This is a genomic window from Ruminococcus sp. 210702-SL.1.03 (genome assembly GCF_020559915.1).
Classification (GTDB): Bacteria; Bacillota; Clostridia; order Oscillospirales; family Ruminococcaceae; genus YE71.
The window spans coordinates 1-26327 of the sequence record NZ_JAJCLZ010000005.1; the positions used below are offsets into that span (position 1 = coordinate 1).

Sequence of the window (26327 nt, forward strand, 5' to 3'; positions counted from 1 at the left end):
CTCCAAATTTCTTTGTGGGTATTATTGTCATTTACACGGTTGGGTATTCAGACTCACAGCCGTTGATCCTCAAATATAAACCATACACTCAAACACCGCTTCTCTCGCCATACTTATGAAGCAGTTTTCAAGACCGAGCATTTTCTCAGCATCATTTGCGAAAACAGCTTTCTGATAACAACTGTCGGTCTGCTTCCAAAGCTCCACCTGACGGGAGATAACATCATTGACTTTCAGTTCCATATCATCAAGGTACTTCATGATTTTCCCTTCATTAACGAGCCTGCGAAGCCTGTCGGGACAATGGCTGTCAGAGAAATGAAGATGATACCTGATGAAGTCGGTGTTGTAGGTCTTGCTCTCCTCGGTCTGCGTATCGGCGTTGAAGTGGGTGACGGTAACAGTGTTAGTGTCAAGCTTCCACAGCGGAACGTATTTCTTTTTCAGTGGGCTGTATGCGGTATGTTCGCTTTTATATCTGCTCATACCGTCCACCTCACTTTATGGGCTTTATCATTTCAAGGACGAGCTGTGCGCCGACCTTGAAGCCCTTGCGGAACTCATTGCGGTTGGAGAGATTATGCAGTTCAATATCCGCTGACTGGTACTCATCGAGGATTTCGTCATTAACGGGATAGGCTTTTTTTAGTTCGACTTCTGCCTTGACAAGCCTGTCGAGGGCAGCCTTGTATGAACCGTCCATATCTTCGATCTCGGTCAGGTGGAACAGGTCATAATCGTAAAGTTCATCGAGAATATTTCTACTCATAATAGATACCTCCATTTGGTAGGGTGAGGGATAACGCTTCTCCTCGCCACGATTATTATAGTTTTCATTCTCTGAATACCGACGAGATTGTCATGTCCGTCAGTTCAACTTTTGTTCAACAAAGTTGAACCAAGTTACGATAGAACTTGAAATTTACAACAAGAGCGTTTGCTCTGAATTGCAGATTTTATCGTAATTTCGGCGCTTTTTGAAAAACAGCAAAAGTAAGTGAAACGATACTACTTAGCTCAAAGAGATAATTTCAAATTATTGCATATCAAAGATCGCTCTGTTTTTGGCAGGGCGATTTTTTATTTATGCGCTATTGCATTTTCCCATAATTTATGCTAAAATAATAATAAAGGAGCGATGCAAATGACAAGATTAATCTACCCCGTACTTGCACGGCAAACGACTCTTCCCTTCTACCTCGCGGGAATCGGCATTTCCGACCCCGAATATCACGCCGTCCGCGAGAATGGGCTTACGTCACACCAATTTCTTTTTACCGAAAAAGGCAAAGGCGTGCTTAAAATCGGAGGAGAAACTTACGCGCAACAACGCGGCAATGCCTTTTATCTTGCGCCAAAAACTGCGCATGAGTATTATCCATCAGACGATGAATGGTGCACACGCTGGCTGGTTTTTCGCGGAAAATATGCAGACCAGCTTATGCTTGAAATGGGATTTTCAAGTTTCAACAAAACAAATGAGCTTGATATGCCGAGATCTATAAGTATGTTCAATCGTCTTTATTCATGCGCTGAAAACCCTATAAATCAAGGTGAAAATGCTTCTGCATTACTGTACGAGATCATCATGGCAATGCGCACGGCAATGCTGTCAGGCGACAAAAGTACGACAGATCTAGGCGACATAACTTCACGCGCAATAATGTATATTGAGCAAAATTATGCAAATGATATTCAAGTTGAACAGCTGGCACAGCTTTCGGGAGTGTCGGTGCAGCACTTCTGCCGCGTGTTCAAAATGCGCACGTCTATGCGTCCGCTCGAGTACATTGCCAACCGTCGCATTGCCGCCGCAAAATCGCTGCTGATAAACGCCTCGCTTGAGATCGCCGAGATAGGCAGACAGGTAGGCTACCCCGATCGAAATTATTTCAGCATAGTTTTTCGCCGAATAGAGGGCATATCTCCGCGCGATTATCGGCGCGCCAAAGGCTGCGCAATGCTTTAATGCTAAAATCATAATAATATGCAAAAAAATTTAGCTTGACCAGTCCGCACGCAAGGTGTATAATTATAAAAAACGGAGGTCATCATGCTGGAAAGAAATGTTTTTATAGACGCTGCCGACGCCGATATGCGCGAAAATATGCGCTGGCGCGGCACAGGAATGGTCAGCGCGAACAACTCATCGCGGCTGATGCTCGACTACAAAGCGCAGTCCCCCGATTCATATTGGAAGATCATGGAGTTGACGTTCGGCAAAAGCGGCTTGTGTGTGAGCCATTTAAAGGTTGAAATGGGCAGCGATGTTAATTCGTCATCGGGTACCGAGCCCTGCGTTATGCGATCAGCCGAGGAAAAGCCTGACATTACTCGCGGTGCAGGCTTTCAACTAGCCGCCGATGCGAAAAAAATCAACCCCGATCTTACGCTGGATATGCTTTGGTGGAGCGAGCCGCGTTGGGTCAGCGATTCCGAAAACGTTTTCGAAGCACGTTATGAGTGGTATAAGCGCACGCTGATCGCGGCATACGAGACTTACGGTCTTAAATTTGATTATGTTAGCGCGGTACAAAACGAGCGCGGCGCGGATCTTGAGTGGGTGAAATACCTTGCGGCGAGCCTGCGTGGCGAAATAAACTGCCCCTACGACTTTTCAAAGATCAAAATAGTCGGCGGTGAAGAGGTCTGCACTTGGAATTTTGCTGACAATATGCTTCAAGACAGTGAACTTATGGAAGCAGTTGACGTTATTGGCAGCCACTACACAAGCCGCTCAACGGAAAGTGCGCAGGTAATTGCCAGCAAAAATGGTAAAGAACTTTGGTTTAGCGAAGCCAGCTCGCCTATGGCGTATGCTGAGGGCGTGAGGCGCTTTAACAAATCGGGGCTGAGCGGTATAAACGGCGCGCTCGACATCGCAAACCGCGTTATCGCGATGTATCCGCAGGGTAAAATGACACTGCACGAGTATCAGCCCGTCATTTCTGCCTATTACGATGGTGTTTGTTATTGCCATAAGTCGCTTGTTACAGCATATAAACCATGGAATGGTAATTTTATTCTTGAAAATGGGTTTTATACAGCACTGCATTTTTCACAATTTATTCCTAAAGGGTGGAGATTTATCAAAAATGCTTGCTTCTGTGACGGCGTTGTAGGCGGCGACGGTCACGCAATGGTCGATGTAAAATTCAGCTATCTGACCACCGTTAGTCCGGATTTTAAGGATTATTCTATCGTTGTAACCAATACTTTACAGCAACCGATCAAGTATACTTTTACAGTAAATGGAATAAGAACAGAAAATAAGCCCCTAAACGTCTGGGAAACTCGCGGAGTGAGCGATATGTCTAAACCTTTTGACAGCAAATTCTTTGTTAAAGAGGGCATAATATCCACCACAACCAGTGATAAATTGACTAAGTTTGATGTAACAATACAGCCGATGTCTATTGTCACGATCACAACGCTTGAGCCGAAGTTCACTAAGCCTATTCAAAATTCGTCAAATGAAATTTTTGCATTGCCTTATCGAGATGATTTTCGTTATTCTGACAAGCCAGCCAGTTTTCTGCATGGTCGCGGCGGCGCTCCACTCTATACGACCGACCAAGGCGGCGCATTTGAAGTCGAAAACGGCGCTCTTGTTCAGCAGATCACGCAGGAAATGCGCGCGAATGAGTGGGGCTACACCCCCGAGCCGACCACAACTCTCGGTGACGACCGCTGGTTCGACTATTCCGTTTCGGCAGACGTGGAATTTGCATCGTCAGACGCGCCCGAGAGCAACTACGTCGGCATCGGACTGCGCCACATTCTTGCCTGCGACGCAATGAGCGGATATTCTCTGCGGCTTTACGAATCGAAAAATTGGAAATTGATGTATGACGACAGCATAATTGCGAGTGGATTCGTTTCCATTTTTGGCAGACTTACACTGTTAATTCTGCATGATTTATTGCGAGCATATGTCGGAAATCAGTTGGTAATTGAATACAGAGTTCCCAGTTCGCTTTCGATTGCAAGTGCAGGACGTGCAGCTTTGTATAGTTCATATAACAAAAATTCATTCAAAAACCTTGCAATTGAACCGCTTGGATCTGACGATGCTTACACTTATGCCGAGCGTTTTGACGATACCGATATGCGATTTGAGTACTTCGGCAACTGGGAGCACGAACTAATGAGCAGTTTCAAAAATTACAAGCGTACGCTTTCCAAAGGCACTGTTGGAGATAGCCTTATCTTCAAATTCACAGGCAGTGGCTTTGGAATAATGGGAGCGCAAATCGGAACATCGCAAGTAGAAATGACCATTGACGACGGTGAACAAATGCTTATAACTCCAGCAAGATCAAAGGAAAGAGCTATTACCTGCCGAGCGTTTGATCTATCGGAAGGCGAGCACACTGTTGCGATAAAAGTTATCTCAGGTGACTTTTATGTTGACGGTGCAGAGGTATACCAATAACTGTTTCATATATTTGCATTAGCGGTACGCCGTCTAACGGTTGCACGTTCGTAAAGCCGGCATACCGCAATACTTGCATGAACCGCGCTGCAAATGTCGCGATAATATCCCTTATCTTCTCCGTTCAAATATTCATCAATTACCTTCTCCAATGATTGATATTTATTGTGCTTATTGACCGCACTCATTAGTTTAGAATAGTTATCAATAAAATACTTTTGCAGGCGCAATTCATAGCCAATATGCTCTCTGATATTTCCAATTTTGCCATCCGAGTGTACTGCACAACAGAAATCGCAGACGTAGTGCGCCATCTCGCCAAGCTGAAAAAGCGCCAAAAATGTGCTTTTATTTTCCAGCCTCATCAGCCGCCGAAAGACATATTTTGCCGAACTTTGGTAAAAATGCGGATGCAAAAACTGCGTTGGCAGCAGGTCTGGCGCGGCTGCTCCCAGTGAGAATACCAGCTGCTCTGCTGAATTAAGTCCCGCACGAATTGCCGCGATCTTTGCGATGAGAAAATGTGTCTTTGTTTTCATAAGTTGCCTCCCGATGATCGTCTTGATTTCAGTTATCTGCACTTATTATATCCTGAAAATTGTAAATAATTCTCGTTATAATTTTGTACATATATTAAATCAAGCATATTTGCCTAAAAATCATTAGCAATTTACCGCACAATTACGTCGATTTTTCATATTTTATAATTTCACTTCAGCATTATCAGCAGCATCTCTCGTTGTTCAATACACTCATGCCTGTTCCACCTAGAGATTCCATTTATAGGATTAAATGGTCTGCTCATTTCAGCCGAGATAATTGTCAGTATCGCTGCACTGCTCGGCATGGCAGTTTGAGGTAAAACAAATATTTGCATAAAAACCCCCGTAGGCGCGTGGTCTGCGGGGGTTTAATTTTAGTATTAAATTGTCAAAATCCACCTCTTAGCCGCTTTCATAATTTTTTCCACATTAACAAATAACCCCCCGTTCAAAAACGTTCAAGCAGGGGTTTCAAAGAGAGCTGATAGTCGGACTCGAACCGACGACCAAGGGCTGTAGATAAAGCGACGTCAAATCATATTTTAATTTTTGTGTGTAACCGCCGTAAAATCGGCATTTACGCCGCTTCGGACAGTTCATTTCCAGCTGTGAGCTTACCTACAAATCTGTAGTAGATTTCGATCTGCTGAAACGTACTGCCGTCCTCGGTTTTCTCCCTGTGATGAACAACTATCTTGTCAATCAGCTCGTTCAGAATGGATGCGTCCAGCTTGTCAATTATGGTGTATTTCTTGATAACATTGATGAAGTTGTCCGCACAGTCGGACTGTTTTTTCAGCTCGTTGATTTGGGATTTAAGCTCGGGCAATAATCTGCGTATCTCCGCTTGCTCCGACTCGTAGCTCTACGACATGGATTCGTACCTCTCATCGCTTATCCTACCAAGCACGTTGTCCTCGTAAAGTCTGCTTATGATCTTGTCAAGCTCCTCACAGCGTTTCTGTTTTCTCTCATAGTCCGACTTGAGTTGTTTTGCCTGTTTTTCCGAGTCTGACTGATATTTACGGCTTAAAAGCGACTTAAATTTATCAGTGTCTTGACGATATCGAAACAGATTCCGCTGAATGTCTATCAGCACCAGATTATAGATATTATCAAAAGTAATGTTGTGCGAGGCGCAGTATTCTTTCCCGTGAGTCTTGTACATCCAGCAAGAATATGCTCCGTGGTAACTGCCGTCCTTGTGCTTTTTCTAAGAATAGGTGAGTGCGTGACCGCAGTCTGAGCAGTAAAGAAGTCCCGCAAACATCTGAATTTCTCCTGTTTTAGCAGGACGGTGTTTAGAGTTTAAAATCTTATGAACCGTATTCCATAATTCGTGCGTGATAATTGGCTCGTGGCAATTTTCCGCAACGATCCAGTCCTCTTTCGGATTGCTGACTTTCTCCTTGCTTTTCATGGATTTATTTCGCTTTTTGCCGTAAACCAACTTTCCGAGATACACTTCATTATCCAGTATCGCACGGATAGAAGTAACGTGCCAGTCAAATTTCTTTCGCCAGTAGTCCGACTTGAAGTAGTCGGGATTGTTGAGATTAAAATATGCAATAGGCGTCAATACCTTTTCTTCCCGAAAACTCTTAGCCATTTTGTTGTAGCCAATACCTTCCGAAGCAAGCCTGAAAATTCTGCGGACTACCTCAGAGGCAGGATTGTCAATAATCAGATGATGTCTGTCGTTCGGGTCAATTTTGTAACCAAACGGAGCCTTTGAACCTATGAACTGTCCTGCTTTTGCCTTCGCTTTTTTCGCCGCTTTTGTCTTTTTTGAAACGTCACGGGCGTACATTTCGTTCACCACATTTTTGATAGGGAAGAGCAGATCGTCACCGTTTGTAAGGGAATCATAGTTATCGTCCGCGGCAATAAAACGAATATTGCGCTCCGTAAATCGCTGAACATACATACCTGTTTCAACGTAATTACGTCCAAATCGTGAGAGGTCTTTAACGATAACAAGATCAATTTTACCCTCGTCGATGTCCGAAAGCATTTTTTGAAATGACGGTCTGTCAAAATTTGTTCCGCTGCAGCCGTCGTCGCAGTAGAAATTGTAGTTTGTGATTTTATGGCCTTTGCAGTACTGCTCAAGCAAAATCTTCTGAGTTTCGATCGATACACTTCCGCCGTAGTTCCCGTCATCGACCGAAAGTCTGCAATAGAGCGCCGCCTTGTAATTCTGCTGTTTTTTCATAATAACTCCTTTCCCGGCGGCGGATTTAATAAGCTTCTGCGGTATTTTCCGCAACAAAAGTATATCACAACGATCTCCGAAAAGCCAGTAAAATCCGCTGTCCGTAAAAACATTTGTTGAATGTTACTAAGTCCGTTTGATAAATTTTCACATTGTAACTAAGGAGCAATTACTCACACGCTTTATTCCCTCTTTAAACTCGTCGACGACCTCTCCGACCTGCTCACCCGACTCAAGCTTTCGCAGCATCAGTCCGCTTAGGCTGTCGGCGGCATTTGTTTTACCCTCGAACGCCGACCACACTCGGTATGTCACGCCGTTGATGTAGTGGTCGGTGTACTCCAGTGACTGCACTTTGGGATCGCTCTCGCACAGAGCCTTGTCAAGATTGTATTCTCGTTTGTAAACTTTACCGATGTTCTTTTTTTGCATTCAATTATCGTCCTCCTTGATGTCATTCGGGTTGTTTTGCTTGTGATTTTCTGTCCGATCATTTTAAACAGTCCTTTCATGTAAATTTTTGTTCGTCTTGAAACATTACACCGCCTGAGTAAGATCAAATTCAAGCTGCTCATCAAAACAAAAAACTCGTACACATTTCAGTTTCACGATTTGGCGAAAGGATACAACTATCCCGTTGCTTTACATCGTGCCTGATAATATGTACGAGCTTGACGCTCTGAGTTTAAATATTTTATGTAAGTGATAGGCACACTATTTGATTTTCATTTTATGTTGAACGCTGTCGTTCTGTTTTTAGTATATCATTTTAGAAAGTTTTTGTCAAGTACGGCGATACTTAATTTATATTCTGACTGACTCCTGCAACAACCCCTGTAAACACGCCGATGTACCGCACTTTTTCTCGTTTGCGACCCCTTTAGCCGACCGATTTATCATTTACGACCCCATGAGGCGACCGCTGACAATATGCACAAGACCTACTCTGAAACGTCGTAATTTCGGCGTTTTTGCGGTCAGCTTTGCTGTCCGTTGTGAGGGTCATGGCGGCTTCAGACGCCATGACTTTAACCTGCTCTGAAATATTTCACTTTGCTTTAACTGCTGCATATCGGAGATTTGTGCAGATTGACGAATTGCTTAAATCAGCTATTTCAACTGACAAACCGATTTTGCTTTTGTTATCGCCCACATCGGCTCACAAATCGCTTGTGTCGGGTTTTCAGTTGCTTTTGCTAAACTTACCCGACGGAACAGTTACGCCCACACGTTGCCCACGTTCGCCGATTTTGGTTGACAGTAACTTTGAAATGTTGACAGTAAAAATACGTTTCAATTTTTACCGTCACACCTTGAAAAGCAAGGTTTTACAAGTGTTTTCAGACTTTTTGAATCAGCCTGTTGACAGTAACTCCGCTGCCGTTTTTACTGTCACTACTGTCACGCTCTGATAGCTTTTCCTACTTGAAAAGCTCATTCTCATAACAGAAGAATGAAAAACAACAATCGGATTGTTTTTTTCTGATGCTCCGTTTCGTTACGCACCTAACGACCTCTTTTCTGAGTAGCGAGTATGCATACATTCTTTCTTCTGCTATATTAATATTACTTAGTATGTTATCTTCAAGGTATCTCTCTGTGATACGGAGGGTATCGCAATTATTATAGTCAAACAAAAAAACTGTACATATTTTCAGTTTCAAGATTTACGCAAGAGGATACACTCATCACTCTGCTATGTAATTGTGCCTTAAATATGTACGGGTTCTAAACTTTAAAAGTGTTTGCTTAATGTATGTAAGTGTTATTTCAATTTAATATTATATCAATTGCGTGTTTGTTTGTAAAACGAGTATGCAATTTTTAGCCGTAATGCAATCATCAAATAAGATATTATTTGCATTTTTTCAATTACATATTTGAGAAAAGGCCGTTGCACAGATTTTTAGTCTGTACAACGGTCAATTAAAATAACTTACATTATGCTGATAGTATTCAATAGTTTATCATAATTATCATCAAATACGAAAATGTAGTCACCGCAGGATTCAAAAGTGTACGAACCGCCTTCTTTGATCTCATCAACTGACTGCTTTTTAATAAGACTCCAATCCTCAAGCGAATATGTCAGATATTTACCTTTATAATAGGTTATTGCTTTTTGGGAGTTGGCATAAATGATTCTTTCGTGATTTTTAGTTTTCTTTTCTTCAAAATGTGATGTTTCATAATTCCATAAAATAATTCTGTCACCGTCAATTTGTTCAGATACATTATCTGTAAATCCTTTTGCGTAATGTGAATACTGTGCTATGATAATTAAATATTTATCAGATTGTTTAATCGGCTGATATGAATAATCAATATTAAAAGTTGTCCCGGATTCTACGACTTTACCATTATCTATATTTATTATATAATAGTTGTTTAATTTCCCTGATTTTAGCGGAAACAATATCAATTTATTATCATATAAAGATGCTGTCATATCAGTTTTAGATAAAAAAATCTGTTTTGCATTCTTCTTATTATATACATTGCAAAAAACTGTTTTTTCATTTTTATCAGTTATTTTCAAGTAACAATGATTGCGGTTATTGATAATTTGTATATTGGCAGAAAAAAAATTTTTTTCAACAGTTATATTATAGTCATATGGGCATTTATCTAAATCAATTATTTTCATATCATCAACACTACTATATGCTTTTATGTCATAACGCATATTAATATCGGAATAATTAAGAACATATAATATGTCATCGACGAAATACATATCGTAAATACTATGTGATATGTTATGTATTTTAATAACATTACCAAAATAGTCGAGCTGAAATATTTTTTTAGAATCAACTGAGGGAGAAAAGAATATAAATTCCTCGTCGGCTGTTACAGTAGAAGTTTTTGCAATAGAGATATTACATATTTTATCTATATTTCCTTTTGAATTTTTACAATAGATTCCATCAGAGTCAAGATAAACAATTAAATCTTTAACATGACAAGCATGAGAATAATTATCTTTAACATGGATACTAATATCGCCCTGATTTGTGAATAAATGTCTTAAAATAAGTAAGCCGATAATTATAAATATTAGCGGAAACGCAATCATATTTTTTCTATATTTTTTTCTCATAATAATCCTCAAATTTCTGATTTCACAAAAGCACCTATTAATGAAATAAAACAGGCTGATTGGCAAAATGTTAATGTAAATCAGCCTGCTAAATTATCATATTGAAACGCTGAAATAAAACCTTATTTTTTCTGTATTAAATAACCCACATCAAAAATACAACCCTCTTTATTCGCGATTTCATCAATAGAATTAAAGTAGGTCGTATTTCCATCATTGTGTTGTGCTTCAGTATAGTTGCTGTATCTATTAAATGTCGCTATCATACCTGAGTTATCATCTTTTATTCCAGCAACAGAATGCTGTTTTTGATATGTGACAACTTTTGCGAATGCTCCTAACTCAATTGAACTTTCGTACTTATATGAAAAATAAGCAACATTACCATTTGTAAACTCGCTATCCATTTCTTGAGCTAAAGCATTGCCAAAATCAAATGCATATTCTAAATCACCAATTTTAGGGTTCTTGTAAGTTTTATATGTTAGGTTGAGAGAGTCTAGCCAATCCGATACTTTATCCGGGTTACTACCATAAAAACCATCTTTTAAATAATCGGTTTTATTGGAAAATAATCCACCAGTAACTATATCTAAAACTAAAGCATTATATTCAAACTCTGCTGCGGTTTTGAAAAAGTTAACATTTTCACCAGCTAATGTTGCTGCATTAAAGGCTGCCATTAATTCGCATATTACTCCATGCATAGGCACATCTGCAAACATTAATCCACCATCATCTGAAAAATTTCCGTTGGATTGATTAATAACTAGCATCTTTTCGTTATAAAAATATATATTTTTATCATCGCCATATTTTTTAAGACCAATTTTGGTATTATTCGTGTAATTTTTCATGGCTCTATTGATTTTATCATTAGAAGTATAAGTCCAGCCAACATACTGCATATAAGCATCGCCAAACCTCGTCCAATCAGCAATAGCACAAGTCATAAATCTTGCATTATTTATTCTATCTGTTGATACTGAAATTTGATTGTTTTTATAGCTTAAGTATAAAGGTTTACCTATAGTATCGTTGTTTTCATAATACAAAACTTTTGAGCGTATCACCAGACCATTTTCGCCAAGCAATCCTTTAGCACCGTTATTATAAGGTAGTACTTCCCATATTTGTCCCTGCAAGTTTAAGTCATTGCCCATAAATACAGAATAACTTCCGTCATCATTTAAGTTTAGGGTCAATACCAATTTTTCATTATTCAAGGCATGAATTTTATATCCGGCATCGCACCATTCAAACTTAAATTTCTGATTATTGTTACCTGTATAATTATACATTATCAAAGGCGCCCCTGCGTTAGTGGAGTTGTCTTTTACATCCATATAGTATTCTGGATAAATACCTACCATTTTAGCAAGATAATATGTCTCTCCATCAAGAAAATCATATTTATCGCCTAAAACGTCAGGTTTATCCAAAGGATAAGGATCTTCAATATCCGAATATCCATCACCATCTGAATCGTCATTACTTTCAGGGTTAGAATTCATTATAAAATAATAACCAGCAGTTACTTCCTGCTCTTTGTGATCCATTATAATAGTCTTATAAATCGGTACAGGTTCAATTTCAACACCATCTTCTAATCCGTCATGGTCAGTATCGGGCAGATCGTATCTGGTATGAACTATCTGTCCGTTCTGAACTCGTATACCAGCTAATTCAAATACATCATACAAGCCGTCATCGTCCGTATCTTCTGTATCAAAGAAGGTGTCAAGAGCAATTTTTGAATAAATATCCGCTAAATCATTAGTCGTAATGGCTTTATAGAATTCGCCGTGTGTCATATTTGCCATATGTTCAAGAATTCTATCGTCAGAACCGTTGCCAAAACCAATAGTGTAAATTGGAATTCCCAAATTATCTGCGGTTTTTAAATATGAATCAGAAACACTACATCCACCATCAGACATAAATATAATCATTTTTTTAGGAGCACCGGTCTGTGTCTTTAGTAAACGTATTGATTCATTTATTGATGCGTCAAAATTATTGCCTCCGATAGAATAAATCTTATTCAGCGAGTTTAATAATGTGGTTTTTTGACTTACAGAAGTAAAATTACAAAGTATCTGTGGAACGCTATCTTCAGCTATAATAGCTACATTATCCTTATTTCTTAGAACATTGATAAACGATTCAGCAGCTTTCTTTCTGCCTGCTTCATAGGGATCGTTATATTGCATACTACCTGAACAATCGATAACTAATACTGTACTTAATCCGATTGGAATATGGTCATAAAAACTTGGATATAACTCAGTAGACCATGCCTTATACCATTCTTCCCTATTAACAATCATGTATTTACTAAAGTGCGTAGTCTCCACACTTACATCCACACTTACAGTAGAATTCTCCTCATCAAGCAAGGTATCCAGCTCAACAAAATTATAATTTTCTTCATCATACCATAAAAACAGCAGATTGTCAAACTCGGTATCTCCAAGTTTGGATTTATCCACCACATAAGTAAGCGTAGCTTTATCAAACTGGGAAGTCGTTTCTATCGAGAAAGGCTCACCCACAAGACCGACAACATCAGAGCAGAGTATATCCTTATTCATAATGCTCTCAACGGTTGTTGTCTTTTGAAGATTTCCCGTACCCTCCATAGATACACGGACTTCTGTAACGGCACAATCATCGTTTTCGACTTCATGAATAAATGTCTGTAAACGCTTTTCATCGCCGTCGGAAATGCCGTTGCCATCGCTATCGGGATTCAAAGGATCAGTTTCAAAGTAGATCTCGTCGCCGTCCTCAAGCCCGTCTTCATCGGTGTCAACCTTAAGCGGATCAGTCCCGTAAGTGTTGATCTCTTCTCCGTCTTTAAGACCGTCGCCGTCGGTATCCTCATTGTAAGGCCCTGTGCCAAGCTCATATTCCTGTCCGTTAGAAAGTCCGTCATTGTCAAAATCTTCATCATAATCTGACACACCGTTTTCGTCGGTATCAGGCTTTGTTGGATCGGTTCCAAGCGTTAACGCTTCGTACCCGTCAGGAAGATTATCACCGTCCGTATCGGGATTATAAGGATCAGAGCCTATTTCCTTTTCGATAAGATTTGGCAGACCGTCATCGTCTGTATCGGCAAGATACTGCCAGTCATCAAATGTCCAACTAAGTTCTTCGCTTTCAGTGCCGACCAAATCAGCCCACGAACTGCTGTAATTGATATTAGCTCCGTAGCCGTCGATAACAACATTCTGCGCAATGATAAGTCCGTTCATATTGAAGTTGTCGCAGTCTATGGTAACAGTTCCAAATGGAGCATAGATCAGTCCGTTTACCGAAGCCTAACTGTTTGAGATGTCAATATCACCGAATTTTGAATAGATAACCGTGTTGTTGCCGTTGAGATTTCCGCCGGAAAGATCAACGTCTGAAACTGCTCCGACAGCGTTATTCAGGCTGATATTACCGTCTAAATTCAGTCTGCCCGTTACATAGATCGGATCATTTATATTCAAATTCATATCGGAATATGTGAAGTCCTCGTCGTATGTATCACAGTTTTCGGTGAAATATTTGTCTGCAAGCTTGGTATGAATGAGTATCATATCCTTGTTGACGTCAAATACATCTTCGGTTTCTTCTCCCTCCGTATTATCTTCAATATCGTCATAATCTGTAACAGTGCCGTTGATATTGGGATACTGAGCGGTTGTCGAAAACACGCCGTTTGTATATGCACTGCCATTAAGTGTAAAATAATCTGTATTGACAGCAATACCTGCGGATTCATCAGCCGCAAAAATCGCATAAGGATACCTAGAGATTTCCTCGGCAGACGCAGGAATGACCGAGGCTAGCTTGCTGTCATAGCTAAAGCCAGTACTCCGGATAGCGTTCGCTTGAGCCGTGACTTTGTTTTGAGTTTGAACATATCTTTTCCCTCCATATTTCTTTTTTTGAATTCACAATAAAACTTATAAGTTAAAATAAGCTTTATATTAACAATTATAAAACATTTTAAAGACAAAAGCAACATTATTTAATAAAAAAAAATACAAAAACTAAAAGTTTGTTATATGCTACAAAAATATATAAATTTATTATGCAACGTAACACATACGTTCGACACGTAGCGACATTTAGCGACAAATATAAACAGAAACGATTTATTGATGTTTTCAGATAGATATTTAATTTCTTGAAATAAAAGCAACAACATAATAACCCCCGCTCAAAAACGTTCAAGCAGGGGTTTCAAAGAGAGCTGATAGTCGGACTCGAACCGACGACCTGCGCATTACGAATGCGCTGCTCTACCAACTGAGCCATATCAGCAAATATAACATTAACATTATCATTTTATCACAATTTTTTTCTCTCGTCAAGTGCTTTAATAGTTTTTTTACATTTGCTCATCGCATTGCCGCTTCCGAGATTGCCGCGAATATCAGCACCGCTAGCGCCGCCGGGCTTATCTGCCCCGAGTACGCCGCCAGCGCGAATATCCCCGCGAAACATACCCACGCCAACGCCCGCCGCGCGCCCTCCTTGAAATACAGCGCCGCCAGCCTGCCGCCGTCGAAATGCGCGAACGGCAGCATATTGAAAGCCCCGAGCGCCGCGTTCACCGCGCAAAATTCCCGCAGACCCGCCATGTGCGAAAGCCACGCCAGAAGAAAATTCACCGCGCACCCCGCCGCCAGTATCGCCCCCTCGCGCCGCCTGCTCAGCAGACCCCACCGCGGCACTATCTTGATGCCGCCCGCGTAAAAGCAGACCCGCTCGGGCGGTTGATCGAGCAGACACATTGCCGCGAAATGCCCCGCTTCGTGCAGTATGCACCCAAGCAGCGCCGCGAATATCCCCGCCGAGCCGCCGCCGCCCGCGAAAAATGTGAACATCACCACAGCGAAAAATCCGAAGCAAAAACTTACCCGCACCCCGCCGACTTTCGTTTCCAGCACGCCGCCACCCCCCGTATATCTTATGCCGCCGCCCGCCCGATAATGCAAAAACCGCGCGGCAGATCTCTCCGCCGCACGGCTATGTATCGCTACTGCGCGTTTTCCTTTTTTATCCTGAATATCATCCGCAGCATTGGCGCTAAAAGTCTGGGACTTTTTACAACTACTACCTTCATACGAAATACCTCCCTGTTTTGATGTATTTCATACTATGCGCCCGCGCCGCGTTTTGCTACTCCAGCCTGCTCTGCACTATCAGCAGTAGCCCCTCGGTGAAGCTGATCTCCGCTCGCTCGGCGGTTATCTCGTTCGAGATGCCGATGGGGAAATTTGCGCTGATCTCGCCGTTTTCAAGCGAGTACTTCACGCCCCTCAGCGTCAGTCCGCGCACCTGCTGCGTGTATGCGAAAAGCGAAAGAGAATAGCCCTCGCGCCGCGCCACGCTGTATTTCCCCGCGCCCGCGAGCATTATCTCCTCGCCGCAGCTCAGTATGCGTCCGCGCGCGCCCTCGCTATTTATGAAAGCCAGCACCTGCACGTTCGCGAAAGTGTGGTCAAACCTGCCGCCCATCGCGCCCAGTATCGTGATGTCCCCGCAGCCGCGCCGCAGCGCTTCCCGCACCGCCGCCATCAGGTCGGTGTCATCCTTCTCGCAGGGATATGTGATGTGCTCGCAGTCATCGGGCACGAAATTCAGCGAATCGTAGTCACCGACAGCTAAATTCGGCACTGCTCCCAGTTGCTTGCAGTTTTTGTAACCGCTGTCCGCAGCGATGATGTACGCGCCCCCGAGTTCAAGCCCGTCGGGCAAATGCGGCTCGGGGCGTCCACCTGTAAATATTATGCAGCGTTTCATATAAAACGCCTCCGTTCCTTATTTATGCTCCCATTCTTTTAGCTGCTTCGCCTGCTCGTACATTTCCTTGTAGCTTTCGTGCCGCGAAGCCGCTATCTCGCCGCGCTTCACCGCCTCTATCACCGCACACCCCTTTTCAGACGTGTGGCTGCAATCGGGAAAACGGCAGTCGTCGGTGTACTCGGCAAATTCGCGGAAGCAGCCCGCCAGCTTGTCCTTGAAGATTATATCGTACCTGTTCGTGTCGAAGCTTGAAAATCCGGGCGTATCTGCGATGTACCCGCCCTCGCCCGTCGGGAAAAGCTCAACGTGGCGCGTTGTGTGCCGCCCTCTGCCCAGCTTGCGGCTTATCTCGCCCGTCGAAAGCTCCAGCTCGGGGAAAATGTTGTTCAGCAGCGAGGATTTTCCCGCCCCTGTGTTGCCCGTAAAGGCGCAGAGCTTGCCGCGTATAAATTCGCGCACCTCGGCGCTGCCCTGCCCCGTGGTGTTGTCCGCAAGGAACACGGGTATGCCCGCCATGCGGTACGGCTCGGCTATCTGCGTGCAGTCGCCCTTATCGGTCTTGGTGATCACCACCGCGGGCTCTATCCCCTTGTACTCAGCTATCGCGATGAATTTGTCGAGCAGCAGGAAGTTCGTGCCCGGCTCTTTCACCGATGTCACAAAAAGCAGCGCGTCGAGGTTCGCCAGCGGCGGACGCACCAGCTCGTTCCTTCGCGGCAGTATTTTTTCAATAACTCCGCCGTCCTCGGTCGAAAATTCCACCACGTCGCCGCACATGGGGCTTACGCCTTTTTTCCTGAAAATGCCTCGCGCTTTACATTCATATACGCCGTCGGAGGCTTCTACTGTGTAGACGCCTCCGATAGCTTTGATTATTGACCCGTTCATGCTTATCAATACTGCTGGTCTGTGTTAGAGTTCGCGTCGGGCTGCGAATCAGCAGGCTGCGTATCGGGAATGCTCTCCTCAGGCAGAGTCGGCGTTGTGGTGGTCTCAGCGGGAGTTATCTCCTTCAGCTTGTCCTCCGCCAGACTGCCGGAAAGCTCTATTGTTTCCTTATCGTAGTCGATGTTGTAGGTCGCGTATCTGATATATCCGTTAGATTCGTTGTTTCTGATATAGATTATCAGCGTTTCGGTCTTTTTGCCCGAGATCTCTATGCTTACAGTTCCGCCCATTACGGTCTCGCCGTTAGATATGGTCTTGGTGTAAGCCACGCTGCCGTCGCGGAATACGTCGATGGTGTACGCGCCATGCAGTCCGTCGCTCGGCATCGGTATTCTCAGCGTAAGGTCTATCGGGTCGGTCTCGCCTGTGGAAACGTAGATTATTACCTTAGTTCCTCTATCGACATATGTGCCCTCGGCTTCGCTCTGGTCTACTACCTTGCCCTTGTCGCCGTCGTGCTTCTGCTCCTGTACCTCGTAATCCAGCTTGCTCTCCTTCAGCTTTGCGATAGCCTTAGACTGCGTCATGCCTACTACGTTAGGTACTTTGACCTGTGTTTCAAAAGGACCCTGGCTTACGAATATCTTTACTTCCTTGCCCTCGGGGTACTCAGTTCCCGCCTCAGGCTCGGTCTTTACTACCATTCCCTTGGCAACGTTGTCGTCGTAGATCTCAGTTACTATCGGCGTGAAGCCTGCGCTGGTGATCTCGCTTCGTGCTACCTCGGCGTCTTTGTTTACCATGTTCGGTACGGTGATAAGGCGCTGACCCTTGCTGACAGTTACCTGAAGCGTAAAGCCTTCGCGAACGGTCTTGCCCGTCTGGCTCTGCCACATGATTATGCCTTCCTCGTACTCGTTCGAGTATTCCTCAGTCTTTTCAAATACAAGCTTGTCCTTGTACTCCTGCTCTACCTGTACGATGTTCTGTCCTACGAAGTTCGGTATAGTAACATTTCCCGTGTGGGTAGCTCCGGGGCCGAAGTTCGAGATAGCGTAGTAAGCTATTACCAGCGAAGCGATTATTACGACCGCCACGGTCACGGCGAGCATTATCGGCACTACATAGCTGCGCTTTCTGCCGTCGTCCTCATCGTCATCGTCCTCGTCGTCGTAATCTTCGTCATCGTAGTCATCGGGATAATCTTCATAATCGTTCTCGAGATTATCCTGATAGTTGTTATCGTTCTGGTCGATGAGCGGGTCGAAATATCTTGTAGAGCCGCCCACGCCCGCGGTCTGATCCTTATAGCCGAATACTACCGTCGGGTCCATCTTAAAGGTATCTATATCGCGTATCATCTCCGCCGCCGACTGGTAACGTCTTGCGGGGTCTTTCTCTATCGCGTGCAAAACTATCTCTTCCAACGCCTCGGGTATAGAGGGCATAATATCTCTAGGCGGTACGCACTCTTCCTGCATATGCTTGAGAGCTATCGCCACGGGGGTATCTGCGTCGTAAGGCTTCTTGCCCGTCAGCATCTCGTATAGCATTACGCCTACCGAGTAGATGTCGCTGCGCTCGTCGGTCATATCGCCTCTTGCCTGCTCGGGCGAGATGTAGTGTACCGAGCCGACGGTCTTGTCAGAAAGCGTCTTGCCGTCGATGCGTGAGAAGCGCGCAATGCCGAAATCCATGACCTTTATAGTGCCGTCCTCAAAGAGCATTATGTTCTGCGGCTTTATGTCGCGGTGAACTATGCCCTTATCGTGCGCGTGCTGAAGAGCGCGGAGTATCTGCGTGATGAAGTGCAGAGCGTCCTTCCAGCGCAGCGCTCCCTGCTGCTCTATAAAGTCCTTTAGGGTTATGCCGTCGATGTATTCCATTACTATGAATTTCACATCGTCCGTCAGCCCTACATCGTATATCTTTACGATGTTCGGGTGCGAAAGTACGGCTATCGCCTTGCTCTCATTTCTGAACCTGCGGAGAAATTCCGCGTTGTGCGAAAATTCATCTTTCAGTATCTTTACAGCTACGGTGCGGTTCTCCACGGTGTCTACCGCTTTGTAGACGTCCGCCATTCCTCCCGAACCTATCTGCTCGGTTATCTCGTAGCGATCATCGAGCTTTGTGCCGATATAATTCATAAATTCCAACTCCGTTTCTTTATGTTTCTTTCCTTACCAAATTTATCATTAAAGCGCCCGTGCGCTAAGTTTGCTTGATCTTATCAGTTCGCGATGACAGCGGCTGAGATATTGTCTTTGCCGCCGCAGGCGTTGCAGTAGTCTATCAGGTCTGACACGCCTTTATCCAGATTTTTATTGAACACGCTTTCGTAGATAAGCTGCGGGTGGCAATACGCCGTAAGCCCGTCGGTGCAGAGAAACACCGCGAAATTTCCCGTTTCCTCCACCTCGAAATAATCAGCCTCTACCTTCGGCTCTACGCCTACTGCCCGCGTGATTATATACTTCATTTTGTGGTTCTGCATTTCTTCAAAGGTTATCTCGCCGTGCTTGTAAAGCTCGTTGACGTATGTGTGGTCGTCTGATATTTGGCGAATACCGTCGCCGTCCATCATATACGCCCTGCTGTCGCCCACGTTTACTATATACGCGGTCTTATCCTCTACCAGTACGGCAACGCAGGTAGTGCCCATTCCGTTTTTCTCGATGTCATCGCAGCTTTTTTCGTAAACTATCGAGTTTGCAGCCTGCACAGCGGTGACCATCAAATTGCGTATGCTGTTAGGCTTCATGCCCTGCTGGTAGCCTTCCGATATGCGCCTGTATATCTGATTGGCAGCAAGATCGCTTGCTACCGAGCCTGAGGCTTCGCCGCCCATTCCGTCGCACACAACGGCGAGAGCTGCGTTTTCCGAAAGAAATCCCGCACATATCTTGTCCTGATTTTCATTTCTCACTCTGCCCATGTCGGAATTGTAAGACAGATACAAAACGGATCACCGTCCTTTATCATTAAGTTTAGTTCATCTCGTATTCTCTTCTAAGCTGACCGCAAGCCGCCTCTATATCAGCGCCCAGCGTGCGCCTTACGGTGGCGTTTATCCCCAGCTCGTTCAGGTATTGCTGAAACCTGTGCGCCGCCTTTCGATCAGATGTAAAGCTGCGCTCTTTTATCTTGTTCACGGGGATTATATTTACATGACAGACGAAGTCTGAAAGCAGCGCCGCGAGCTTTTTCGCGTCCTCGCGCGTGTCGTTGTGCCCGTCTATCAGCGCGTATTCAAAGCTTATCCGCCTGCCCGTTTTTGCGAAGTAGTGCCTGCAAGCCGCCATCAGTTCGTTTATATCCCAGCGGTCGTTTACCGGCATTATCGCGCTGCGCTCGGCGTTGTCAGGCGCGTGCAGCGATATTGAAAGCGTTATGCCCAAGTTAAGCTCGGCAAGCTCATATATCCTCGGCACAATGCCGCAGGTGCTCACCGAAACATGCCTCAGCGACATACCGAAGCCCTGCGGGCATGATAGCAGCTTTAAAAACCGCACCACGTTATCGTAATTATCCATCGGCTCGCCGATGCCCATAAGCACCACGCCCGATATTTTGCGCCCGCTCTCGCGCTGCGCCGTGTATATCTGCCCAAGTATCTCGCCCGCCGTAAGGTCGCGTTTGTAGCCCGCGATAGTCGAGGCGCAGAAGCGGCAGCCCATCTTGCAGCCCACCTGTGTAGACACGCAAATGGTGTTTCCGTAGCTGTATTCCATCAGCACCGATTCTATATGGTTGCCATCATCGAGCCCATATAGATATTTTACAGTATTATCGGTACAAGATTCAAGTGTTTTGCATACAAATAGTGATTTTATACAGAATTTTTCTTCAAGGCGCGCTCTGAGTTGTGCAGATAGATTAGTCATTTTATCAAAGCTATCGACATTTTTGACGTGCAGCCACTCAAATATCTGCTTCGCGCGAAATTTCTTTTCGCCCATCGCCAGTATCTCCGCCTCAAGCTCTTCGGGATAAAGGCTGAGTATGTCTGTCTTCTGCTGCTCCAAGTTAACACCTCTCAAATCATCTTCTCACAAATTTTGCTATAAAGAAGCCGTCTGAATCAAAATAGCTCGGCAGCACGGTAAGTCTGCACTCCCCGCCGAACTGCTTTGCGGCTTCGCCCAGCGGCGCGGGTTCAAACTCGGGATGCTCGCGCAAAAATCTGTCCGCCACCTCGTCGTTCTCCGCGCGCGAAAGCGTGCAGGTCGAGTATTGCAGCACGCCGCCCTGCTTCACATACCCCGCCGAAGTTTCCAGTATCTTGTACTGTACTTCTGGCAGTCGGTCAAATTCCGCGAGGTCTTTGTACTTTATCTCAGGCTTGCGGCGAATAACGCCCAGTCCCGAGCACGGCACGTCGCAAAGCACGCGGTCAGCCATCGGCAAGCTCTCGTTAAAAGCTTTAGCGTCGTTCTCAGCCGCCGTAATGCAGCCCAGCCCGAGCCTTTTCGCGCCGCCCGCTATCAGCCGAACGCGGTTTTTGTGAAGGTCGAAAGCCATAAGCTCGCCCCTGCCGCCCATCAGCTCGGCTATCGTGAAGCTTTTTCCGCCCGGCGCTGCGCATAGGTCAAGCACAGTTTCGCCCGCCTGCGCACCCAGCGCTCCGCAGCATATCCTGCTCGAAATATCTTGAACGTGAAAAAGCCCTTTCTTAAAAGCCTCCGCCGATTCGGGCGAAGCGCCCGCTATGTTCACGCAGTCGGCGAAATGCGCGTTCACCTCAGCGCCAAATCCCTCGGCGCGCAGCTCTTCGCAAAGCGCTTCGGGCGTGGTGAGCGTGGTGTTCACCATAGCTGTCACGGGCGGTCTGCCAAGCGAGGTAGCGAGCATCTGCTCAGCCGTCTGTCTGCCATATTCCTGCGCCCACTTTTTCACGAGCGGCAGCGGGCAGGAGTATTCAAAAGCCAGTTTTTCGAGCGGGTTTTTTTGCTGCGGCAGCTTTTTATCCGCCCGCAAAAACGCCCTCAGCAGACCGTTTACATAGCCCTTTACCGCGGGGTTGCGGTTTTTCGCCGCCAGTTTTACCGCCTCGTTCACCGCCGCCGATTCGGGCACGGAGTTCATATATAATATCTGGTAAAGCGCCGTTCGCAGTATGTTGCGAACCTCGGGGTTCAGCTTGTCCGCGGGCTTCGCCGAGTAGCTTTTTATTATCTCGTCAAGCGTCAGCCGCCTTTCGAGCGTGCCGTAAAACAGCGCGGCGCAAAATTTCTTTCCCTGCGCGTCAAGCTGCGAGCGGCTGAAATGCTCGTCAAGCAGTATGTTTGAATAAGAGCTGCTGCCGTCTATCCTGCAAAGCAGCTTTACCGCTGTTTTTCTGGCGTTTTCCAAGTCGTTTTTCTCCTAACTAATTAAGTTCCTACGGTTCGCTCGTGAGCACAGTTCCCGCCTTTACGGGCTTGCCGTTTAGGTAGTCCTGCGCTTTCATGCGCTTGCCGCCCTCGGCCTGTATCTCGGTAAAGCGGATAACTCCCTCGCCGCAGGCTACGTCAAAGCGTTTGCCGCCTACAAATTCGCCCGCCTGCGCCTCAGTTTTCTCGCGCGAGATGATCTCTGAGCGGTAGACCTTTATGCGCTTGCCGTTTAGCCAGCAGAGCGCGCAGGGCGCGTCCGAAAGTCCGCAAATGTGCTTGTGCACCTCAAAAACGGGCTTGCTGAAATCTATCGGGCACATATCTTTCGTGATGATGTGCGCATATGTCGCGAGCGAGTCGTCCTGCTTTACGGGTACAGCCGTGCCGTTTTCCAGCGCCGCCAACGTTTCAAGCAGCATATCAGCGCCTAGCTCGGCAAGTATATCGAACATATCAGCCGAAGTAGCGTTCTCGCCGATGTCTACCGCCTTTTGCAGCAGCATATCGCCCGTATCCAGCCCCTCGGCGAGCTGCATTATCGTAACGCCCGTTTGCGCCTTGCCGTCAAGCACTGAGCGCTGTATCGGCGCTGCGCCGCGGTATTCGGGCAGCAGCGAGGCGTGTATGTTTATGCAGCCGTACTTAGGTATATCAAGCACCTCTTTTGGCAGCAGCTTGCCGTACGCTGCTACTACTATGCAGTCGGGCGCGCATTCTTTCAGCACGCTGATGTACTCATCCGCTTCCTTTTTAAGGCTCTGCGGCTGGTAAACGGGTGTGCCGTGCTCCAGCGCAAGCGTCTTTACGGGCGGCGGCACAAGTTTGTAGCCCCTGCCTTTCGGCTTATCGGGCTGGGTAAACACCGCTTTTACGTTGTGCGCGCCGCTTTCATAAAGCTTTTCAAGCGCCTTTACCGCAAAGTCGGGCGTGCCCATGAATACTATATCCATATATCGCTAATTCTCCTGTTGAGTTATCAGTCGTTCTCAGGCTTCAGCCATTCTTCAACTATGTCTACGAAAAGCTTGCCCTCTAAGTGATCCAGTTCGTGGCATACCGCCTGCGCGAAGAGGTCTTCCGCCTCCATCTCGTACCATTCGCCGTTTCTGTTCTGCGCCTTGAATTTCACGCGCTTCGGGCGGGTGGTCATTCCCCACTGGTTCGGGCATGAAAGGCAGCCCTCCTGCACATACTGCGTTTCGTCAGAGCGCCACGTTATCTCGGGGTTTATCAGCTCGATAACGCCCTCGCCCACGTCTATGACTACTACGCGGCGCAGGTAGCTCACCTGCGGGCCTGCCAGCCCTACGCCGTCCGCCGCGTGCATGGTTTCAGCCATGTCGTCGAGCACCGTGTGCAGCTTTTCGCCGAAGTCGGTAACGGGTCGGCAGACCTTTCTGAGTACGGGGTCGCCGTTTTTAACGATGGTTCTTATTGCCATAAATTTATCCTTTCGCGATTCATGATCCTATATCGCCGTTTATGTCAGCCGAAATGCGCACCTCGCTGAACCTGCGGTCTTTCATGAATCGCACCATGCAGTCAGAGATCAGCGCGTGAAGCTGCTTTGAAACGCGGCATTTTATTATTATCCTGTATCTGTATCTGTTGTTTATCCTGCCCAGCGTGCATTGGGTAGGGCCGAGCACGCGCAGGGGTATCTTTATCTGCTCGTTTACTATCTTGCCGCGCAAAGTCTGCAAGAAGCTGCGCGAGCCTTCTATCGCGCGGCTCTCCATCTCAGATGAAAAATTCACCGCGCATATATCGCAGTACGGGGGAAAAAGCAGCGTTTTTCTCAGCGCCGTTTCCTCCTCGTAAAATTCGTCGTAATCCTGCTGCGCCGCTAGGTTTATAACGTAGTGGTCGGGCACGAATGTCTGTATGAAAGCCCTGCCGGGTTTGTCGCCCCTGCCCGAGCGCCCCGCCACCTGCGTTATCAGCGAAAAAGTTCGCTCGTAGCTGCGGAAGTCGCCCGTGAAAAGCGCTTTGTCGATGGAGATTATCCCCACCAGCGTCACATTCGGGAAATTCAGCCCCTTGGCTATCATCTGTGTGCCAAGCATTATGTCGTACTCGCCGCGCTCGAAAGCCGAAAAGCTCTCTTCATACGCCCCGCGCGTGAACGTTGTATCCGCGTCCATTCTCAGCAAGCGCGCCTGCGGGAAAAGTTTTCCCAGCTCGTCCTCTACTTTCTGCGTGCCCACGCCGCTCTGCCGCAGCTTTTCGCTTCCGCAGGCTGGACATTTCGTCGGCTGAGCCATCGAAAATCCGCAGTAGTGGCACATCAGCCTGCCGTTTTTCTTGTGAAAAGTCAGCGGCAGACCGCAGTTAGGGCAGCTTACAGGCTCGCGGCACTCGGCGCATGACATATACGTCGTGTACCCCCTGCGGTTGAGCAAAAGTATAGCCTGTTCGCCCTTTGCGAGCGTTTCGCTAACCGCTTCGGCAAGCTTTCGGCTGAAAATGCTGCCGTTGCCCGCCGCCGCCTCGCTCTGCATATCTATTATCTCCACCTCGGGCAAGACCGCGTCGGCGTAGCGGTGGCGCATCTCAAAGAGGTGGAACCTGCCCGTTTTCGCGTAGTAAAAGCTCTCGATAGAGGGCGTTGCCGAAGCCATCAGCAGCACGCAGCCGTGGTGGCCGCAGCGCTGTATAGCCGCGTCGCGGGCGTGGTATCTGGGCGATTGGTCTGATTTGTAAGTTCGCTCGCCCTCTTCGTCCATTATTATCAAGCCTATGTTTTCCAGTGGGGCGAACACCGCGCTGCGCGTGCCTATGACTATCTTCGCCTTTCCGCCGCGTATGCGTTTAAATTCGTCCGCGCGCTGCCCCAGCGAGAGCGAGGAATGCAGAAGCGCTATCTCGTCGCCGAAGTACAGCTTGAATTTCTTCACCATCTGCGGCGTTAGCGATATTTCGGGCACCATCATCAGCGCCGTCCTGCCGCTTTTCAGCACGCTGTCTATCAGGCGGAAAAATACCGAAGTCTTTCCGCTTCCCGTAACGCCGTAAAGCAGCGCGCCCGCGGGCTTTCGCGCGTCCACGAGCTGCATTATGCCCTCGTAAGCGGCGGTCTGCTCGGCGTTCAGCTGTATCTCTGTTGGGTCGCGGCGTTCACCTGCGTCGGCAGTCGCCTTGCGCATTACCTCCGTCTTGTAAACGGTTATCGCGCCCTTTTCCTCCAGCCTTTTCAGCACGGCTTTCGTGCAGCCCGTCATGTAGCAGACTTCCTCGGCAGATGCGCTGCCAAGCTCTTTCAGCAGTTTTACCACCGCGCTCTGCTTCGCGCTGAGCTTTTCGTTCGCGCCGCCTGCGAGCATAACCTCGCTCAGCCGCACCATCTGCTCGGTTTCGTCGCCTACCGCGCGCTTGAAAAAGTCGGCTTCCTCCAGCGCGCCTTTATCCAGCAGCGAGCCTACCAGCTCTTTCAGGTGTTTCTTCTCCGCCTCGCCGGCGCCCTTTTCGGGGCTGAGCAGCTTATCGGCGGCGCTCTGCGTTTTAGCCGCGCGCACCTGCTCTATCAGCGCCAGCTCCTCGCCCGTAAAGGCGTTTTCGTCCAGCCCGATATTCGCGAGGGTGTAGTGCGTCTTTATCTTATAAGAAAAGCCGTTTGGCACCATTGTCTTGTAAGCGTCGAAGTATGTGCAGAAAAGGCTGCTCTTCATCCACTCGAGCATGTTGAGCATCTCGGCGTTTATCAGCGGCTCTTTATCTATCAGCGCAAACACAGGCTTCAGCTCGGCGTTGTAATGTTCCAGCGGGTATATCGCTATTATCAGCGCGACCGACTTGCGGTTTCCCCTGCCGAAAGGCACGAGCGCCCTCATTCCCGCCTGCGCCTTATCCGCAAGCTCCTCGGGCAAGATGTAGTCGTAGTGCTTGTCGAAGCTCATCGAAGCGCCGTTTATCACGGTCTTTGCGGCGAAGTAACTTCCCCTCATATGCCGTATTTATC

24 protein-coding genes and 1 tRNA gene are annotated in these 26327 nt (G+C 46.5%); 3 read left to right on the forward strand and 22 right to left on the reverse strand.

What is annotated here, in order from left to right:
• Nucleotides 1–69: 69 nt before the first annotated feature.
• On the reverse strand, nt 70–486 hold the full coding sequence (locus LI114_RS04095) for a hypothetical protein (protein ID WP_227219568.1): 417 nt from the start codon (nt 484–486) through the stop codon (nt 70–72).
• A 10-nt stretch (nt 487–496) separates the two neighbouring features.
• Nucleotides 497–769: a DUF6809 family protein gene (locus tag LI114_RS04100; RefSeq protein WP_227219569.1), complete on the reverse strand. Its 273-nt coding sequence runs from the start codon at nt 767–769 to the stop codon at nt 497–499.
• 375 nt (nt 770–1144) lie between these two features.
• On the opposite strand from LI114_RS04100, the gene LI114_RS04105 reads away from it, so the two are divergent.
• Both LI114_RS04105 and LI114_RS04110 read left to right on the forward strand, forming a co-directional pair.
• A complete protein-coding gene (locus tag LI114_RS04105) occupies nt 1145–1969 on the forward strand; it encodes an AraC family transcriptional regulator (RefSeq protein ID WP_227219570.1) in 825 nt (274 codons plus the stop codon).
• Between the two features lie 84 nt (nt 1970–2053).
• Nucleotides 2054–4435 (forward strand): glycosyl hydrolase family 59, encoded by a 2382-nt coding sequence (locus LI114_RS04110; RefSeq protein ID WP_227219571.1) that lies wholly within the window; start codon nt 2054–2056, stop codon nt 4433–4435.
• 5 nt (nt 4436–4440) lie between these two features.
• Here the strand turns inward: LI114_RS04110 and LI114_RS04115 are convergent, their stop codons facing one another.
• The 5 genes from LI114_RS04115 to LI114_RS04135 all read right to left on the reverse strand — a co-directional run bounded on the left by LI114_RS04115 (nt 4441) and on the right by LI114_RS04135 (nt 7624).
• On the reverse strand, nt 4441–4974 hold the full coding sequence (locus LI114_RS04115; RefSeq protein ID WP_227219572.1) for a zinc dependent phospholipase C family protein: 534 nt from the start codon (nt 4972–4974) through the stop codon (nt 4441–4443).
• Between the two features lie 580 nt (nt 4975–5554).
• On the reverse strand, nt 5555–5806 hold the full coding sequence (locus LI114_RS04120; RefSeq protein WP_227219573.1) for a DUF4368 domain-containing protein: 252 nt from the start codon (nt 5804–5806) through the stop codon (nt 5555–5557).
• 36 nt (nt 5807–5842) lie between these two features.
• Complete coding sequence (locus LI114_RS04125; protein ID WP_227219574.1) at nt 5843–6145, reverse strand: hypothetical protein; 303 nt, start codon at nt 6143–6145, stop codon at nt 5843–5845.
• Nucleotides 6146–6190: 45 nt separating this feature from the next.
• Nucleotides 6191–7192: a recombinase family protein gene (locus LI114_RS04130; RefSeq protein ID WP_227219575.1), complete on the reverse strand. Its 1002-nt coding sequence runs from the start codon at nt 7190–7192 to the stop codon at nt 6191–6193.
• A 147-nt stretch (nt 7193–7339) separates the two neighbouring features.
• Nucleotides 7340–7624, reverse strand: coding sequence for a hypothetical protein (locus LI114_RS04135; RefSeq protein WP_227219576.1), 285 nt, complete (start codon nt 7622–7624; stop codon nt 7340–7342).
• Between the two features lie 572 nt (nt 7625–8196).
• Here LI114_RS04135 and LI114_RS04140 point away from each other — a divergent pair.
• Complete coding sequence (locus LI114_RS04140; RefSeq protein WP_227219577.1) at nt 8197–8604, forward strand: hypothetical protein; 408 nt, start codon at nt 8197–8199, stop codon at nt 8602–8604.
• 524 nt (nt 8605–9128) lie between these two features.
• Here LI114_RS04140 and LI114_RS04145 read toward each other — a convergent pair.
• The 15 genes from LI114_RS04145 to priA all read right to left on the reverse strand — a co-directional run bounded on the left by LI114_RS04145 (nt 9129) and on the right by priA (nt 26313).
• Nucleotides 9129–10295 (reverse strand): hypothetical protein, encoded by a 1167-nt coding sequence (locus LI114_RS04145; protein WP_227219578.1) that lies wholly within the window; start codon nt 10293–10295, stop codon nt 9129–9131.
• 122 nt (nt 10296–10417) lie between these two features.
• A complete protein-coding gene (locus LI114_RS04150) occupies nt 10418–13555 on the reverse strand; it encodes a VWA domain-containing protein (protein ID WP_227219579.1) in 3138 nt (1045 codons plus the stop codon).
• A gap of 66 nt (nt 13556–13621) precedes the next feature.
• The gene (locus LI114_RS04155) at nt 13622–14002 is read right to left on the reverse strand and encodes a hypothetical protein (RefSeq protein WP_227219580.1); all 381 of its coding nucleotides are present in this window, start codon (nt 14000–14002) and stop codon (nt 13622–13624) included.
• 540 nt (nt 14003–14542) lie between these two features.
• Nucleotides 14543–14615 (reverse strand) — tRNA-Thr (locus LI114_RS04160).
• Between the two features lie 77 nt (nt 14616–14692).
• Nucleotides 14693–15244, reverse strand: a complete 552-nt coding sequence (locus tag LI114_RS04165; protein WP_227219581.1) for a hypothetical protein — start codon at nt 15242–15244, stop codon at nt 14693–14695.
• Nucleotides 15245–15333: 89 nt separating this feature from the next.
• Nucleotides 15334–15420: a stage V sporulation protein SpoVM gene (gene spoVM, locus LI114_RS14350; RefSeq protein WP_227219669.1), complete on the reverse strand. Its 87-nt coding sequence runs from the start codon at nt 15418–15420 to the stop codon at nt 15334–15336.
• Between the two features lie 56 nt (nt 15421–15476).
• Nucleotides 15477–16100 carry a thiamine diphosphokinase gene (locus LI114_RS04175; protein ID WP_227219582.1) on the reverse strand — a complete coding sequence of 208 codons (624 nt, stop codon included), beginning with the start codon at nt 16098–16100 and terminating at the stop codon, nt 15477–15479.
• Between the two features lie 18 nt (nt 16101–16118).
• Complete coding sequence (gene rsgA, locus LI114_RS04180; protein ID WP_227219583.1) at nt 16119–16991, reverse strand: ribosome small subunit-dependent GTPase A; 873 nt, start codon at nt 16989–16991, stop codon at nt 16119–16121.
• 5 nt (nt 16992–16996) lie between these two features.
• The gene (gene pknB, locus LI114_RS04185; RefSeq protein ID WP_227219584.1) at nt 16997–19141 is read right to left on the reverse strand and encodes a Stk1 family PASTA domain-containing Ser/Thr kinase; all 2145 of its coding nucleotides are present in this window, start codon (nt 19139–19141) and stop codon (nt 16997–16999) included.
• An 83-nt stretch (nt 19142–19224) separates the two neighbouring features.
• Nucleotides 19225–19953 (reverse strand): Stp1/IreP family PP2C-type Ser/Thr phosphatase, encoded by a 729-nt coding sequence (locus LI114_RS04190; RefSeq protein ID WP_227219585.1) that lies wholly within the window; start codon nt 19951–19953, stop codon nt 19225–19227.
• Between the two features lie 28 nt (nt 19954–19981).
• Nucleotides 19982–21019 carry a 23S rRNA (adenine(2503)-C(2))-methyltransferase RlmN gene (gene rlmN, locus LI114_RS04195; protein ID WP_022127968.1) on the reverse strand — a complete coding sequence of 346 codons (1038 nt, stop codon included), beginning with the start codon at nt 21017–21019 and terminating at the stop codon, nt 19982–19984.
• A 16-nt stretch (nt 21020–21035) separates the two neighbouring features.
• Nucleotides 21036–22346: a 16S rRNA (cytosine(967)-C(5))-methyltransferase RsmB gene (gene rsmB / locus LI114_RS04200; protein ID WP_227219586.1), complete on the reverse strand. Its 1311-nt coding sequence runs from the start codon at nt 22344–22346 to the stop codon at nt 21036–21038.
• Nucleotides 22347–22374: 28 nt separating this feature from the next.
• A complete protein-coding gene (gene fmt / locus LI114_RS04205) occupies nt 22375–23319 on the reverse strand; it encodes a methionyl-tRNA formyltransferase (RefSeq protein ID WP_227219587.1) in 945 nt (314 codons plus the stop codon).
• 26 nt (nt 23320–23345) lie between these two features.
• A complete protein-coding gene (def, locus tag LI114_RS04210; protein ID WP_022127965.1) occupies nt 23346–23810 on the reverse strand; it encodes a peptide deformylase in 465 nt (154 codons plus the stop codon).
• 19 nt (nt 23811–23829) lie between these two features.
• Nucleotides 23830–26313: a primosomal protein N' gene (gene priA / locus LI114_RS04215; protein WP_227219588.1), complete on the reverse strand. Its 2484-nt coding sequence runs from the start codon at nt 26311–26313 to the stop codon at nt 23830–23832.
• Between the last annotated feature and the right edge of the window lie 14 nt (nt 26314–26327).